This window comes from Anaerostipes faecis, from assembly GCF_910574135.1.
Lineage (GTDB): Bacteria > Bacillota > Clostridia > Lachnospirales > Lachnospiraceae > Anaerostipes > Anaerostipes hominis.
Genome location: NZ_CAJSYK010000023.1, coordinates 1 through 13,619, shown reverse-complemented (window position 1 = coordinate 13,619; position 13,619 = coordinate 1). Strand labels below are relative to the sequence as shown.

The 13,619-nt window shown below is 43.2% G+C and carries 16 protein-coding genes; 14 read left to right on the top strand and 2 right to left on the bottom strand.

From position 1 onward, the window contains the following. The first annotated feature begins 16 nt into the window (after positions 1-16). Positions 17-1,189 (top strand): iron-containing alcohol dehydrogenase, encoded by a 1,173-nt coding sequence (locus QGT46_RS13390; RefSeq protein ID WP_148459523.1) that lies wholly within the window; start codon positions 17-19, stop codon positions 1,187-1,189. A 248-nt stretch (positions 1,190-1,437) separates the two neighbouring features. Here the strand turns inward: QGT46_RS13390 and QGT46_RS13385 are convergent, their stop codons facing one another. Further along, the gene (locus QGT46_RS13385) at positions 1,438-2,844 is read right to left on the bottom strand and encodes an MATE family efflux transporter (RefSeq protein WP_148459522.1); all 1,407 of its coding nucleotides are present in this window, start codon (positions 2,842-2,844) and stop codon (positions 1,438-1,440) included. Between the two features lie 120 nt (positions 2,845-2,964). On the opposite strand from QGT46_RS13385, the gene QGT46_RS13380 reads away from it, so the two are divergent. From QGT46_RS13380 to QGT46_RS13320, 13 genes are all read left to right on the top strand, one after another. Beyond that, entirely contained in the window at positions 2,965-3,489 is a 525-nt protein-coding gene (locus QGT46_RS13380; protein WP_024728817.1) for a PadR family transcriptional regulator, read from the top strand. A 28-nt stretch (positions 3,490-3,517) separates the two neighbouring features. After that, positions 3,518-3,787, top strand: coding sequence for a DUF3795 domain-containing protein (locus tag QGT46_RS13375; protein ID WP_024728816.1), 270 nt, complete (start codon positions 3,518-3,520; stop codon positions 3,785-3,787). A gap of 201 nt (positions 3,788-3,988) precedes the next feature. Next, positions 3,989-4,834: a class II fructose-bisphosphate aldolase gene (locus QGT46_RS13370; protein ID WP_148459521.1), complete on the top strand. Its 846-nt coding sequence runs from the start codon at positions 3,989-3,991 to the stop codon at positions 4,832-4,834. Between the two features lie 14 nt (positions 4,835-4,848). Then, positions 4,849-5,853, top strand: coding sequence for a zinc-dependent alcohol dehydrogenase family protein (locus QGT46_RS13365; protein ID WP_148459520.1), 1,005 nt, complete (start codon positions 4,849-4,851; stop codon positions 5,851-5,853). A gap of 21 nt (positions 5,854-5,874) precedes the next feature. After that, the gene (locus tag QGT46_RS13360) at positions 5,875-7,509 is read left to right on the top strand and encodes a PTS system mannose/fructose/sorbose family transporter subunit IID (protein ID WP_148459519.1); all 1,635 of its coding nucleotides are present in this window, start codon (positions 5,875-5,877) and stop codon (positions 7,507-7,509) included. Positions 7,510-7,521: 12 nt separating this feature from the next. After that, positions 7,522-7,956 (top strand): PTS sugar transporter subunit IIA, encoded by a 435-nt coding sequence (locus QGT46_RS13355; protein ID WP_148459518.1) that lies wholly within the window; start codon positions 7,522-7,524, stop codon positions 7,954-7,956. Beyond that, positions 7,928-8,404 carry a PTS sugar transporter subunit IIB gene (locus QGT46_RS13350; RefSeq protein ID WP_024728811.1) on the top strand — a complete coding sequence of 159 codons (477 nt, stop codon included), beginning with the start codon at positions 7,928-7,930 and terminating at the stop codon, positions 8,402-8,404. Before QGT46_RS13355 ends, QGT46_RS13350 begins: the two co-directional genes overlap by 29 nt. Before the next feature lie 14 nt (positions 8,405-8,418). Further along, positions 8,419-9,201 carry an SDR family NAD(P)-dependent oxidoreductase gene (locus tag QGT46_RS13345; RefSeq protein WP_148459517.1) on the top strand — a complete coding sequence of 261 codons (783 nt, stop codon included), beginning with the start codon at positions 8,419-8,421 and terminating at the stop codon, positions 9,199-9,201. A gap of 33 nt (positions 9,202-9,234) precedes the next feature. Continuing rightward, positions 9,235-9,969, top strand: coding sequence for a GntR family transcriptional regulator (locus QGT46_RS13340; RefSeq protein WP_024728809.1), 735 nt, complete (start codon positions 9,235-9,237; stop codon positions 9,967-9,969). A 49-nt stretch (positions 9,970-10,018) separates the two neighbouring features. Then, positions 10,019-10,627: an AAA family ATPase gene (locus QGT46_RS13335; RefSeq protein ID WP_148459516.1), complete on the top strand. Its 609-nt coding sequence runs from the start codon at positions 10,019-10,021 to the stop codon at positions 10,625-10,627. A gap of 550 nt (positions 10,628-11,177) precedes the next feature. Then, the gene (locus QGT46_RS13330) at positions 11,178-11,999 is read left to right on the top strand and encodes a DNA-3-methyladenine glycosylase family protein (RefSeq protein WP_148459515.1); all 822 of its coding nucleotides are present in this window, start codon (positions 11,178-11,180) and stop codon (positions 11,997-11,999) included. A gap of 300 nt (positions 12,000-12,299) precedes the next feature. Next, positions 12,300-12,488, top strand: a complete 189-nt coding sequence (locus QGT46_RS17365; protein WP_148459572.1) for a transposon-encoded TnpW family protein — start codon at positions 12,300-12,302, stop codon at positions 12,486-12,488. A 64-nt stretch (positions 12,489-12,552) separates the two neighbouring features. Then, positions 12,553-12,894, top strand: a complete 342-nt coding sequence (locus tag QGT46_RS13320; RefSeq protein WP_148459514.1) for a hypothetical protein — start codon at positions 12,553-12,555, stop codon at positions 12,892-12,894. A 138-nt stretch (positions 12,895-13,032) separates the two neighbouring features. Here QGT46_RS13320 and QGT46_RS13315 read toward each other — a convergent pair whose 3' ends face one another. Further along, positions 13,033-13,404 carry a winged helix-turn-helix transcriptional regulator gene (locus QGT46_RS13315; RefSeq protein WP_024728805.1) on the bottom strand — a complete coding sequence of 124 codons (372 nt, stop codon included), beginning with the start codon at positions 13,402-13,404 and terminating at the stop codon, positions 13,033-13,035. Positions 13,405-13,619 lie beyond the last annotated feature (215 nt).

Sequence of the window (13,619 nt, the reverse complement as noted above, 5' to 3'; positions counted from 1 at the left end):
AAAGGATGGTGATAACATGTATTCTATAAAATTAGGGTGCGAAAAAATTTACTGGGGGAAGAACGCGGTACAACAGCTTAAGACACTGGAAGGACCAAGAAAAAGAGCATTTATTGTCATGAGCGGAAATGTTCTTATAGATGTCGGCTCCTATAAAAAAGTTACGGATGTTTTAGAAGAAGCCGGTTTTGAATACGAGGCCTACACAGAAGTTGAACCGGAGCCAAGTTTTCATACAATTTTAAAGGGTGCAGAAAAGATGAAGACTTTTGAACCGGACTGGATTATAGGATTTGGCGGCGGATCAGCAATGGACGCAGCAAAAGCTATGTGGGTGTTTTATGAGAATCCTGCCTATCGAACACTGGAGGAGACAATGCCTCCGAATATCATAGAGAATTTAAGAGTGAAAGCAAAAGTCTGCTGTATTGCCACATCTGCCGGAACAGGAAGTGAGGCAACCAGAGCAGCTTTAATTAAGGATATTGAACAAAAGAAAAAATATTCTGTCAGAGACATGAATGGAAGACTGGTTCCGGATGCAGCTGTTTTAGATCCTGAATTTACGGCAACGATGCCTAAGAGTTTAACGGCAGCTTCCGGAATGGATGCCCTGACACATGCAATAGAATCTTATGTAACGCCAACTGCAAATCCATTTTCAAAGGCAATGTCCCTGGCCGCTTTTCTTTATGGATATAAGAGTCTGGAAAAAGTGTACGAAAATCCGGAAAACGAAAATGCAGGGGCAGAGATGCTGGCCGCATCCTGCATGGGAGGAATCGCATTTTCTAATTCCGGATTAGGAATTGTTCATGGGATTGCTCATTCTTTCGGGGCGGAATATGGAGTGCCTCATGGGCTTGCCAATGCGATTGTACTTCCATACGGATTGGAATATAACAGTCAGGATGAAGAAGTTAAAAAAATGTATGATGAGCTTGCGGGGTACATTGGAAAGGAATCATTGGCGGAGGCAATTGCCGAGCTGAGCGAGAAAATAGATATTCCAAAAACAATGAAAGAAAAAGTACAGGAAGACACTTTTATTAAGAATTTGGATAAATTAACGGAAAAAGCAATGAGTGACGTCGCAACGCCATTTAATCCGATTCAGCCAACGGCAGAAGAGATGAAGGAATTAATTCTTAAGGTATACTATGGGAAAGATACTGTGAACAGCTTGTAAAGGCTTAATTTTATATTTTGTCAAAGCTAACCTTTGAGATCAATCGATTTCAGAGGTTAGCTTTTTGAAAGAAAATCTTTAAAAATAATATTAAAATCATTATTAAAACTTTTTTGTCAGTACAAAATTAGATATTAATGTACACGCCTCTTAGAAATTTGATTTTTGCAATAACATTATAATAAAAAACAGAGAAAAATCCCCGTTTCGTCAAACCGCATGGAAACGGGGATTTTGTGCGGACAGCATTAAGACTCATATTTTATATTGTCTGGCTGGGGACTCCTGTTTACTGGGGCAGTAACGTCTGCTGTACTCTTAAGTTCCTTATGAAGGTGCAGAGCCATAAATACTGTAATAACCCCAGAGATAACATCAGCAATCGGCTGAGCATAAAGAATTCCGCTGATACCCCAAAGTGCCGGGAAAATGAAGATGACAGGGACAAAGCAGATTCCCTGCCTGCATGCACCCAGGATAAAACCTTCCTTTGCTTTTCCCAGAGCAAGGAAAAGGGATGAATATACCGTATAGAAACCAAAGAGCAGAAAAGATAAACCGTTTGCCCGCAGTGCCTTTTGGCCGGCACGGATCATTTCCATATCTCCTTCTGTGAATCCTGAAATGATAGATGAGGAAAACGAAGCCGCAGCTGCCCCAAAGATTAGGCAGAATATTGTGGACCATATAATAGAAGTTTTGACCGCTTCATGTAAGCGGTCATATTTTTTTGCCCCATAGCTGAATCCTGCAATTGGCTGAAAGCCTTTGATAAATCCGAAGACCATGAGACTTCCCATAGAAATAACCCTTGTTACCACACCCATAGCGGCGATGACGGAATCCCCGTATACTTTCGTCTGTTTGTTGATCAGTGCGATGGAAAGACTGGTCAGCAGCTGAAAGATCAGGGTAGGAATCCCTATTTTCATGATTTCCGATATCATTTTTTTAGAAAAACAGCAGTCTTTTATTTTGAAATCAAATACACTTTTCTTTCTGAATACATAACATAAATACACAGCGGTAGAAACTATTTGTAAGATGGCCGTAGCGATTGCAGCACCGGCCACGCCCAGATCCAGGACATAAATGAAGATGGGGTCTAAAATAATATTCAGAGCAGCACCTGTCAGCAGGGCACACATCGTTGTCTTAGCGGCCCCTTCACTGGTGACAATATTATTCATTGTCACATTAAAAACGTTGAAGATAGATGAGACAATATAGATGCCTGTATAAGTGACTGCATAGGGCATTATGCTTTTGGTTGCTCCAAGCAACTTTAAAATCGGATTCAGAAAAATCACCGTACAAATAATTAAGACTGCACCTGCAGCCACACTGCTGTAGAGAGCTGTACTGGCGACTTTGTTGGCAGTATCTTTTTCTCCGCGTCCCAGCAGTCTGGAAATATAGGATGCGGCTCCGTTTCCGAATAACAGGCCCAGTCCTACCACCGCCTGTCCGAGGGGAAAGGCAACGGAGATTGCGCCCATCTGGCTGGTTCCCAGCCCTCCCACAAAGTAAGCATCTACCAGGTTGTATAAGGCATTGATCATCATGCCGATCATAGTCGGCAGCCCCATGGCTAAAAGTGCTTTCGGTATCGGAGCACTTCCTAACAGTTCCATCTTTTTGTTTTGTTCATTCATAATGAACTCTCCTTTCTGTTGACATGAAATATAAAATATACTACTATAAATTATAGCAAGTAAATAGTGAATCACATACTACTATAAATTATAGTAGTTGTCAAGCAAAAGGGGGAAATCATGGCAACCATTGATCTTATCGTGTTGGGAATCTTGAAGAAGGAATCTTTAAGTGCCTACGATATTCAAAAGATCGTAGAGTACCGCAATATATCCAAATGGGTGAAGATCAGTACACCTTCTATTTACAAAAAAGTCATCCAGCTGGAGAAAAAAGGATTTATGAAAGGCGATATTGTAAAAGAAGGAAATATGGCGGAAAAGACGGTTTATTCTTTGACGGAGCAGGGCGAGAAGCAATTTGAAAAGCTCATGCTGGAGATCGCTTCAAAACCTGTCCGAATATTTCTCGACTTTAATGCCGTCATTGTAAATCTGGACAGTCTGCCGAAGGAAAAACAGAAATCCTGTTTGACAGAGATTGAGAATAACATGAAGACTTTAAAAGGATATATCGAAGAAAATGTAAGCCTGAAAGAACATCTGCCGGAGATTCCGAAAACAGGAATGGCTGTTTTAGAGCAGCAGCTTATCTTGGCACAGGCGCTGGAAACATGGATTGAGGAACTGAAAGAAACTCTTTAACTGAAAGAAAAATTTAGGAGGGTAAGTTATGTTTGAATCAAGATGCGGTGTCTGCTGCAATTCATGTGAACGAAAGGAGCAGGTTCACTGTAAAGGATGCACAGAAATGAAACAGCCGTTTTGGGGCGGTGAGTGCGGGGTGAAGTCCTGCTGTGAGAAAAAAGGATTCGACCACTGCGGAGTCTGTCCGGATTTCCCGTGTGAGATGCTTTCTGCTATGGGCGTGGAAGAGGGGTTTGATCCGGAACCTAAGATTACGCAGTGCAGGATTTGGGCGGGAGAGAGTACTGTTAAGTAAACAATAGAATATGAGAATGACCTTAAGCCAGAAGATTTTTCATCTTCTGGCTTAAAAACTGTTTACAAAATGTAAAAAGAGTTGTATAATACATTCGAAAGTACAAACGTCCGTACATTATAACGTTAGGATAAAATGATGGGAGGTGAACAAATAGAATTTTAAAACAAAAGGCAGAAGTCAATATTTGAGGAGGTTAAGATGTATACAAATTTGAAGAAGGTTCTGAAAGAAGCGGATGAACTGAACATGGCAGTGGGGGCGTTTAATACCCACAGTCTGGAAATGCTTCCAGCCATTATCCTGGCGGCGAAAGAACAGGGGACTCCGGTGATCATTCAGACGAGTGTCGGAACGGCCAAATATGTGGGGCACAAGAATCTGGTATCTGTGTGCAGGACCATGTCGGAGGAAGCAGGAATTGACGTGGTGCTTCATTTGGACCATGCAAAAGAGTATGATGATATAAAAGAGGCGATTGATGCCGGTTACAGTTCTGTCATGTTTGACGGATCATCCCTGCCGCTGAAAGAAAATATTTTAAAGACACAGCAGATCATTGAATATGCAGGGAAATTTGATGTCTCTGTGGAGGCGGAACTGGGGATCGTCGGGGGAACAGAGGACGGAGTAGCAGTGTCAGAGGCGGAAGTGCGCTATACAGACCCAAAAGAAGCAGTGGACTTTGTGAAGAAGACAGGGATTGATGCACTGGCAGTGGCAATCGGCACGAATCACGGACAGTATAAGTCCAAGACAAACATTAACTTTGAAAGGCTGAAAGAAATTAAAGAGGCGGTAGATCTTCCTCTGGTTATTCACGGCGGGACCGGAGTAAAGGATGAGGACGTGAGACGGGTAATCGATCTTGGAATCAGGAAATTTAATGTGGGAACAGAACTTCTGGTCACCTGGACGAAAAAGTCCAAAGAGCTTTTTGGACAGACCTCGGAAAGCAGTTCTCTGAGAAATAATGTAGTGCCGTGTATCGAAGCAGTCAACCAGGTAGTACAGAGGAAAATAGAACTCTTTAAAAATCTCAATTAAGGCGGGTGATGCATATGAGAGCAGGATATTATACAGGGGATTGGACCTATGAAGTGAGAGAAGTACCTGACCGGGAACCGGAAGATGATGAAGTGAAAATCGAAGTGGCATGGTGCGGCCTGTGCGGCACAGACATACATAAATTTGAAGGGAAAAACGGGGCCAGTCCGGTGATACCGCCGATTATTCTCGGACATGAGTGTTCCGGGATTGTGACAGCCGTCGGACCGAAGGTTAAGTATTTTAAACCTGGAGACAGGGTGGCAGCAGATCCCAGTTACGGATGCGGGAAATGTATTTACTGCCAGCAGGGGCTTCCGAATTTCTGTTTTGAAAGGCACGGTGTGGCAAAAGGATTTTCTGACTATGTGTACCCTCCGGAGCAGAACGTCTATAAAGTGTCGGAGAAGCTGGATCTTAAAAATGCGGCATTCGCAGAGCCTTTGTCCTGTGTGATCCACGGACTGGATCTGATTCAGATCCGAAGCGGCTCGGCAGTGGTAATTTACGGTCTGGGCTCTATCGGAAGCCTGATGCTTCAGATGGTGAAACTCTCGGGGGCCTCTGTCATCATCGTGGTTGAGAGGGAGAAAGAGAAACAGCAGCTGGCTCTTGAGCTGGGAGCCGATTATGCAGTGGATGACAAAGAGATAGAAAAGCTGGCTGAGACATTTAATATTGACTATGTTATCGAATGTATCGGATTAAAATCAACCATGGAGCAGTCTCTGAAGATTGCGGGAAAAAATGCCAAGGTACTGCTGTTTGGACTCGGAGATCCGGATGAGCCGGTTTCCATGAACCAATTTGAGGCGTATACGAAGGAACTCAGCATCTATACTTCTTATTTAAATCCAAACACAACGAAACGGGCGGTGGCGCTTTTAGAAAGCGGAAAGCTTGATACCGATACAATCATCAGTGCCAGCCTTGATCTGGAAGAGATGGGTGAGGAGCTGAAAACACAGAGGTATGCAAAGAAAGGGAAAGTGATGGTCCGCTTAAGCGGAAAACATTAATCGGAAAGAGGAGGATTTAAGATGGTAATTTCAGCAATTTTAGTAGCTTTGCTGGCAACAATGGGGCAGTGGTGGTTTTTTGGTCCGGTGACAAAATGTCTGGTGTACCCGCTGACGACAGGGCTGCTGACCGGTATTTTTATGGGAGATCCGATGACAGGTATGCTCGCGGGTGCTAACATACAGCTGATCTATCTGGGATGGATTTCCGCAGGGGGAACCATGCCTAGCAATACGATCGTTGCAGGGATCTTTGGTACAGCCATGACGATTCTATCAGGCGCGAGCCCGACGATGGCAGTGACATTTGCCATCCCGTTCAGTATGTTTGGCCTTTTACTGAATCAGGTTTATATGACTGTGAACTCTTTCTGGATTCACAGGGCTGATGTTATGCTGGAAAACGGGAATATCAGAGGAGTGCGGCTTATGAATTTTGTCCCGTCCTTTCTGGTGGCCTTTGCGCTGTATGGGATTCCTGCCTTTGCGCTCGTGATGTCCGGGAAAACATGGGGTACTGCTTTGATTAATGCCATTCCCAAGAGTCTTGTAACTGCGCTGCAGGTAGTCGGAGGGATCATGCCTGCACTTGGAATCGCCATGCTTTTAAACTATCTTGGAAAGAAAAAGCTGGTTCCGTATTTCTTTGCCGGATTTTTCCTGACGATCTACTTAAAACTGGATATTATGGCCGTTGCGATTTTTGCGGCAATCATTGCAATTATCATGTTTATGGCCGATAATAAAAAGGAAGAAAAAACGAAGAAAGTGAAGCGCCTCACGCTGAAGAAAAATGAAGAGCGCACTGATTATGCAGAGGAAACAGAAGCGAGGGATTATCAGAAAAAACTGTCAAAAAGAGATCTTGTAAAGACATGGCTGGCCACCACCAGCACAGAGGCATGCTATAACTATGAACGGCTGCAGGCCCTGGGAATCGCCAATCTGATGATCGGGCCGGTCAAACGCCTGTACGAATCCAATGAAGAGCGGGTCAGAGAGCTGAAAAAGTATATGGTATTTTATAACTCAGAAGTCTTTACTATCGGGCCGATCATTAACGGGATCACGGTTTCTATGGAGGAGGCCAGAGCCAACGGGGAAAGTGTTTCGGCAGAAGACATCAATTCCGTCCGCACCGGACTCATGGGACCCGTAGCCGGTATCGGAGACACCGTTATGCAGGGAATCCTGTTTCCTATTTTAGCGGGTATCGGCTGTACGATGGCGCTGGACCGGAATTATGTCGGACCGGTATTTTTTACAGTATTGTTTGAGATCCTGATTTTTACATGCGGATATTTCATGTTTATGAACGGCTACAAATACGGAAAATCTACTCTGTTAAAAATCCTTAAAAACGGGGTGATTGATAAGGTGACCAATGCCTTCAGCATTGTGGGACTCATGGTTGTGGGGTGCATGGCTTCCACAAGAATTACAGTGAATACTCCGTTTAAGATTGCCGTGGGCAGCGGTGTGGTAAAGTTTCAGGAGATTTTAAACTCCCTTCTTCCAGGACTCATTCCTTTAGCTATTACCCTGATTGTATGGAAGCTTGTTTCAAAGAAGATCAACGTCACTTGGATCGTTATCGGCATCTTCATTGTAGGAATTGCGGCATCTTATCTGGGGCTGCTTGGATTTGTGGGATAGAGGGATGCCGTTATGATACATATTATGTTAGTAAGCCACGGCCGTTTCTGTGAAGGGCTTTTAGAAAGCCTTCAGATGGTGGCAGGGGAACAGGAGGGGATATCAGCTGTCCCTCTCCTGCCCGGAGAGTCTCCGGAAGCATACAGAAACAGACTGGAAAGTGAGATAAAAGAGTACGAATCAGAGGAAGGTACTTTGGTTCTTACGGATGTGACAGGGGGAACCCCTTTTAACAGTACAGGATACCTGGCGAAAGACCATAAGATCGGTATGGTTTCAGGTATGAATATGCCGATGCTGATCACTCTGGTTTTTGCCAGAACCGAAAAGAGCACGCTGGATGAACTGATACAGGAGGCAGTCTCTCCGGGGGCATTGGCGGTAAAGGGAATGAATTTAAGCAAAGGAGGCAGGAAGAATGGAAAACTTAGTCTTAACAAGAATTGACGACCGGCTGATCCACGGGCAGGTGATGACAGCCTGGATCAAGCAGAAAAATGCAGTACAGGTTGTCGTTGCCGATGATGAAGTGGCAGAAGACGATTTTATGATCAATGTGCTGGAAATGGCAGTGCCCGATGAGATTGCCATCGGTATATTTAACCGGGACGATGCGGTGGAATTTATGAAACAGGGGCTGGAAGCGCCTACAATCCTTCTTGTAAAAGGGCCGGAAATCCTGAATTACATGGTGGATCAAGGAATTGAAATCGATGAGATCGACGTGGGAGGAATGGGCGCAAAAGAAGGGAGAAGTGTTTTGTATAAAAATATTTCTACTAACCCGGAAGAAAATAAAAACTTCCTTGATTTGATCCAAAAGGGAGTTAATGTTTTTGTCCAGGTTATGCCTCAGGATAAACAGGTCAATGTTGCGGAGTATATTAAAAAGTAAAGGAGGCTTTTAACATGAATGCGGAGAGATTAGATGATAAGGTAACTGTCATCACCGGAGGCGGAAGCGGCATGGGAGCCGCTATGGCAAAAGAGTTTGCAAAGAGGGGAGCCAAAGTTGTAATCTTTGACCTGAATGAAGAAAAATCCATGCAGGTTGTGGAGAAAATAAAGGCCGGAGGCGGTGAGGCCTGCTTTTTCAAGACGGATGTGACGAAGAAAGAGCAAATTGATGAAAATACATGTAAAGCAGCCGAAAGATATGGTAGAATCAATTCATGGATCAACTCTGCCGGATTTTCCAAGATGGCGCCGTTTCTGGAAAGCAGTGAGGAACTTTGGGATACGACGATCAATGTGAATCTGAAAGCCACGTTCTTGTGCTGTCAGGCGGCAGTGAGACAGATGCTTGACGGAGGCGGAACAATCATCAATATGTCTTCACTTTCAGGGAAAAAGCCAAGTTCCTGGCAGACCATTTACTGCGCAAGCAAATACGGTGTCCAGGGACTGTCCCAGTCCATAGCAAAAGAATTTGCAGACAAGGGCATACGGGTAAATACCATCTGTCCGGGAATTGTCCCGACAGAGATGTGGCAGAAGTTAAAATATGAATATGCAAAGAAAAGAAATTTAGATCCGGAAGAAGTGCTCCCGTATTTTGAGAAGAATATTCCGATGCATAAGCTGGTAGATCTGAAAAATGTAACGGATGCGGCGATCTTCCTGACTACGGACAGCTCAAGCTATCTGACCGGACAGTCCATCAATCTCGTGGGCGGGGAGCTGATGGAATAATTTTAGGAACACAGTTACAGAGAGGTGTAAGCGATGAAACATGAATTGGATTTCAGCGGAAGGGAACAGCTTTATTACCAGATATATGATTATATGTACCAGGACATTGTCACCGGGAAGTATCAGATCGGGGATCTGATCCCTGCTGAGAGTGAAATGATGGCTTATTATAAGGTCAGCAGGGCTACGGTCAGAAAAGCGATGGATATGCTGGCAGATGAAGGACTGATCGAAAAAAAACGCGGCCATGGGACTTATGTAAAGAACATGAAAGCAAAAAGTGATAACCAGAAGATCGTCAATTTTTTGCGGGAACACAGTGACGGCAAGAGGGTGGCGAGCAAAAAGGTTCTGGATAAGACGGTCATTCGTGCGGATCAGGAAGTCTTAGAAAATCTTCAACTTGAAGAGGGCGCAAAAGTGATCAGGATTGAGAGGGTCCGGTATGCAGATGAAAAGCCCATGTATATTGAGACCAATTATCTGGATTACGATTGGGTTCCGGAAGCGCTGGAGAAAGACTTTTCCAAGGAATCGCTGAGAGTTTATTATGTGAACCACTGTCACATCAAGCTGGCGAAAGCGGAAGAAAAGATTTATTCTATTTTGGCAGATGAGCGGAGGTCCAAGCTGCTTCAGGTGGAAGTGGGAGCGCCTCTGATCTATGTGAAGCGTGTTTCCTATGACGAAAACAAAATTCCAAGAGAGTATGTAGAAGCTTATTACCGGGCAGATACTTATTATCTGACAGTTGAATTAGCATTATAACAGGAGACTGCCGTTTTGCCGCGGCAGTCTGTTTATTTGGGAGAGATGTATGAAAAAAGCAATGATACTCCTTGCCGGTTATCCCGCAACGGGGAAGACGTTCCTGTGCAAACAGATTTTAAATCGGCACAATGAATTTGTTGTAGTTTCTCAGGATGAAATGAAAGAGAAGCTGTGGGACCGTTTTGGATTTGAAAATATAGAAGAAAAGATTCGTCTGGAAGATCAAAGCTGGGAGTTGTACTATGCAAAGCTGGAGGAACTCATGAGTGGGGAGTACTCGGTAATTTCGGATTATCCGTTCAGCGAAAAACAGAAGGGAAGACTTGAAAGCCTTTCCTTAACTTATGGATATCAGGTGCTCACGATCCGCCTTACCGGAAACATTGATGTGTTGTATGAGCGGTCAAGAAACAGAGATCTGGAACCGTCCAGACACCTGGCACATTTGGTGACACGATATCATGAAGGGGATGTGCTGGAAGACCGGACGAAGGCGGATGCTCTGGTGACTTATGAAATATTTAAAGACCGGTGTTTAAATAAAGGTTATGATAAGTTTCAGCTGGGGAGTCTGATTGAACTGGACGTGACGGATTATGAAAAGGTTGATTGTGAGGCGGTGTTGGATCGGGTGGATGAGATATTGGATCGATAGAGACAGAATTGTGAAAAAATTTGTTTTTATTGTTTAACGGAAGCAAAAATGTGATGAATTAAATATTTTGAGGATCGTACCAGTATTTTCTATGAATTTTTAAAATAAATGGAAAAAGGTAATTATTATAGTATGATATTTAATAAAGGTCGGCCTATGATAGCGTATAAAGTATGGGGGATCAACCGTTTTAAAAAAATCCGAGTTTATGCGGGATGGAGAGATATATGAGCTTTTTGGTGAGAATTGTTGTTTTAATAGAATGACTATTTTATGCGAAGGAAATGGGTATTAGAGCTAACTATAAGTGTTTGAAATACACCAATTGAACGCGTACAAATATAGTCTTAGTGTACTTAGGATTAACAATAAGTGATCAAGATAACATCTGGAAACTGTGCAGAATCAGACAGAAGCGGTATTGGAATTATCATAGATGATACAAGCTACTCAGATATAAGGGATGTAAATAAGATAATTCCATATTAGGCAAAGAGAAAATGATGAAGTATAAAAGGAAAGTTTATATGTCTATATTATAAGGAGTATTATGATAACAAAAGAATTAGACTGTTTTAACATTGCACAGATCTGTGATTCCGGTCAGTGTTTCCGTATGAGGCAGAAGCATGACAATACATATTCGGTGATTGCAGGAAATGAATATTTGGAAGTGACCCAGAATGGAAACCAATGCACATTTCACTGTGATGAAAGGAAGTACGAGACATTTTGGAGGGAATATTTTGATCTGAATACAGATTACAAAAAATACATAGAATCAATTGATGAACAAGACCAATATCTGAAAAAAGCCTCGGAGTTTGGTTTCGGCATCCGTATTTTGAATCAGGATTTATGGGAAATGATCGTCTCATTTTTAATATCACAGCAAAACAATATTGTCCGCATCCGCCGGTGTATTGACAACATTTGTGAGTGTTATGGAGAGAAAAGATTTGACGGATCAGGGAAGCTTTACTATACTTTTCCCCAAGCGGAGGCATTGGCGGAACTTCATGAGGATGCTTTGAAGGACAGCAACCTGGGGTACCGGAGCAAGTATGTGGTGGGGACTGCAAAAAGCCTGACAGAGGGAGAAGTCTCTTTGGAGGCAATAAAACAGATGCCTTATAAAGAGGCAAAGACTGAATTGATGAAACTGTATGGCATCGGGGAGAAAGTGGCGGACTGTATCTGCCTGTTTGCACTTCATCATTTTGAAGCATTTCCTGTAGACACTCACATCAGACAGGCTCTGGAAGGCCATTATCCTGACGGGTTTCCGGCAGAAAGATACAATGGATGTGAAGGAGTCATGCAGCAGTACATTTTTTATTATGAACTGATGGGAAAGAAGATGAATAAATGAAGGAGTTGAAAGTTAAGGGATATGAGATCACAATTTTTGATGATAAAATAAGGAAAGATGACCCGGTCATCTGGATACATACTTTTCCGGGAGAAGCAGAGAATATCCGGGCACAGATGAAGGAACAGTGCATTCTTATCGGCATCACAGGTGCCGACTGGAACCAGGATTTTTCGCCGTGGCGTGCAGATAGGGTATTCGCATCCGGAGAGGATTTTGCAGGGGATGCAAGGGAGATATCTGGACATTTGGGAAAGGAAAAAAGCACAAGCCACCGCGCCGCCCGCACAGTAAAACAGAATAACCGACAGCAAAGAGGGATTTTCCAACCACGGGAAATCCCTTTTTCGCGCCCGGAAACCCGACGGTATCATCACGACGCAGAGGAACGGGCAGATCATTGTTGCGGAGTTGTTTTTCAACCACAGCGGCACAGAAACATTCCGCGACAAGCTATTGAAAATGATACTTGCCGACAGGACGGAGTAAACGGAAAACCGCTTATTTGTAAAAATCCATTCCATACTCCAAAAATGAAAGGAGCATTTCAGATATGCCAAAGACCAAACTTGAAAAAATCGCAGGTATCGAGAAGGAAATCAGACAGCTTGAAAACAAGCGGAAACAGCTTGTGCAGGAGCAAAAGGCGCAGGTGCGCAAAGACTGGACGAAACACCTTTGCCGCCGCCGCTTATCGGGCGGGGGAATGATCGCCGCCAGCAGGAGGAACAGGAAGCGGAGGAAAAGCGGCTTGCACACAACCGAGAACGGCAAAAGGAATGGAGGGAGAAACGCAGAGCCAGCGAGCCGGAGAAGCAAAAAAAGCATTGTGGAAATGTGCATAACAGGCTATTGCGTCATGGATAACTCTGTTCACAGAACATGGAAAAGCTAAAGTGCAGCTTTCCCATATTCTGCAAACAGAGTTACCCACAACTCCATAAGACAGCCAGTTATACACATTACACACAATGCCGACGACTACGGAATCCCTCTCATTCTTATATGGTCAAAAAGATAGATAAATATAAAACTATTTTGAATTTGAAACTTTATTTTTAGAAGTTGAAAGTAGCTGTTTTTCAAGAATCGCCTGTTCTTCTCCCCACTTTTTTAACTCCTGTAACGCTGGAACCAACTTTAATCCGGCTTGTGTTAAACAATACTCTACATGAGGTGGGATTTCCGAATATTGAATACGAGTAACTAAACCATGTGTTTCCAATTCTTGTAATGAACGAGTTAGCATAATATTGGTGATACCATGAACTTGCCTTTTTAGTTCATTGTATCGTATATTTCCATAAGATAATTTCCATAAAATTGGTAACTTCCAACGACCACTGAGAAGATTGAGCGCACTTACAATTTCACAAGAGCCATTATATAAATTTCTATCAGCCATTTAATCCTCACTATTCTAGGGCACAAAAGTGTGCGTACTTGTATTTTTGTTTCTTAAAGCTATACTAATTATAACAAAAGTTTTTTGAATGTAAATAACTTCTCGGAATCTCAATGAATGAGATTCTAACTGAAATTTGAAAACTGAATATCGTGCAGGAATAGAGATTTGGCAAAAAAGGGCATAAACGTTGGACATAGAGGAAGCTATGCCTT

Bases quoted from the DNA above. Each gene is read 5' to 3' on its own strand.
- QGT46_RS13360 (WP_148459519.1), top strand. From the start codon at position 5,875: ATGGTAATTTCAGCAATTTTAGTAGCTTTGCTGGCAACAATGGGGCAG.
- QGT46_RS13335 (WP_148459516.1), top strand. From the start codon at position 10,019: ATGAAAAAAGCAATGATACTCCTTGCCGGTTATCCCGCAACGGGGAAG.
- QGT46_RS13315 (WP_024728805.1), bottom strand. From the start codon at position 13,404: ATGGCTGATAGAAATTTATATAATGGCTCTTGTGAAATTGTAAGTGCG.
- QGT46_RS13320 (WP_148459514.1), top strand. From the start codon at position 12,553: ATGCCAAAGACCAAACTTGAAAAAATCGCAGGTATCGAGAAGGAAATC.
- QGT46_RS13340 (WP_024728809.1), top strand. From the start codon at position 9,235: ATGAAACATGAATTGGATTTCAGCGGAAGGGAACAGCTTTATTACCAG.
- QGT46_RS13370 (WP_148459521.1), top strand. From the start codon at position 3,989: ATGTATACAAATTTGAAGAAGGTTCTGAAAGAAGCGGATGAACTGAAC.
- QGT46_RS13385 (WP_148459522.1), bottom strand. From the start codon at position 2,844: ATGAATGAACAAAACAAAAAGATGGAACTGTTAGGAAGTGCTCCGATA.
- QGT46_RS13345 (WP_148459517.1), top strand. From the start codon at position 8,419: ATGAATGCGGAGAGATTAGATGATAAGGTAACTGTCATCACCGGAGGC.
- QGT46_RS13365 (WP_148459520.1), top strand. From the start codon at position 4,849: ATGAGAGCAGGATATTATACAGGGGATTGGACCTATGAAGTGAGAGAA.
- QGT46_RS13390 (WP_148459523.1), top strand. From the start codon at position 17: ATGTATTCTATAAAATTAGGGTGCGAAAAAATTTACTGGGGGAAGAAC.
- QGT46_RS13380 (WP_024728817.1), top strand. From the start codon at position 2,965: ATGGCAACCATTGATCTTATCGTGTTGGGAATCTTGAAGAAGGAATCT.
- QGT46_RS13330 (WP_148459515.1), top strand. From the start codon at position 11,178: ATGATAACAAAAGAATTAGACTGTTTTAACATTGCACAGATCTGTGAT.
- QGT46_RS13375 (WP_024728816.1), top strand. From the start codon at position 3,518: ATGTTTGAATCAAGATGCGGTGTCTGCTGCAATTCATGTGAACGAAAG.
- QGT46_RS13350 (WP_024728811.1), top strand. From the start codon at position 7,928: ATGGAAAACTTAGTCTTAACAAGAATTGACGACCGGCTGATCCACGGG.
- QGT46_RS13355 (WP_148459518.1), top strand. From the start codon at position 7,522: ATGATACATATTATGTTAGTAAGCCACGGCCGTTTCTGTGAAGGGCTT.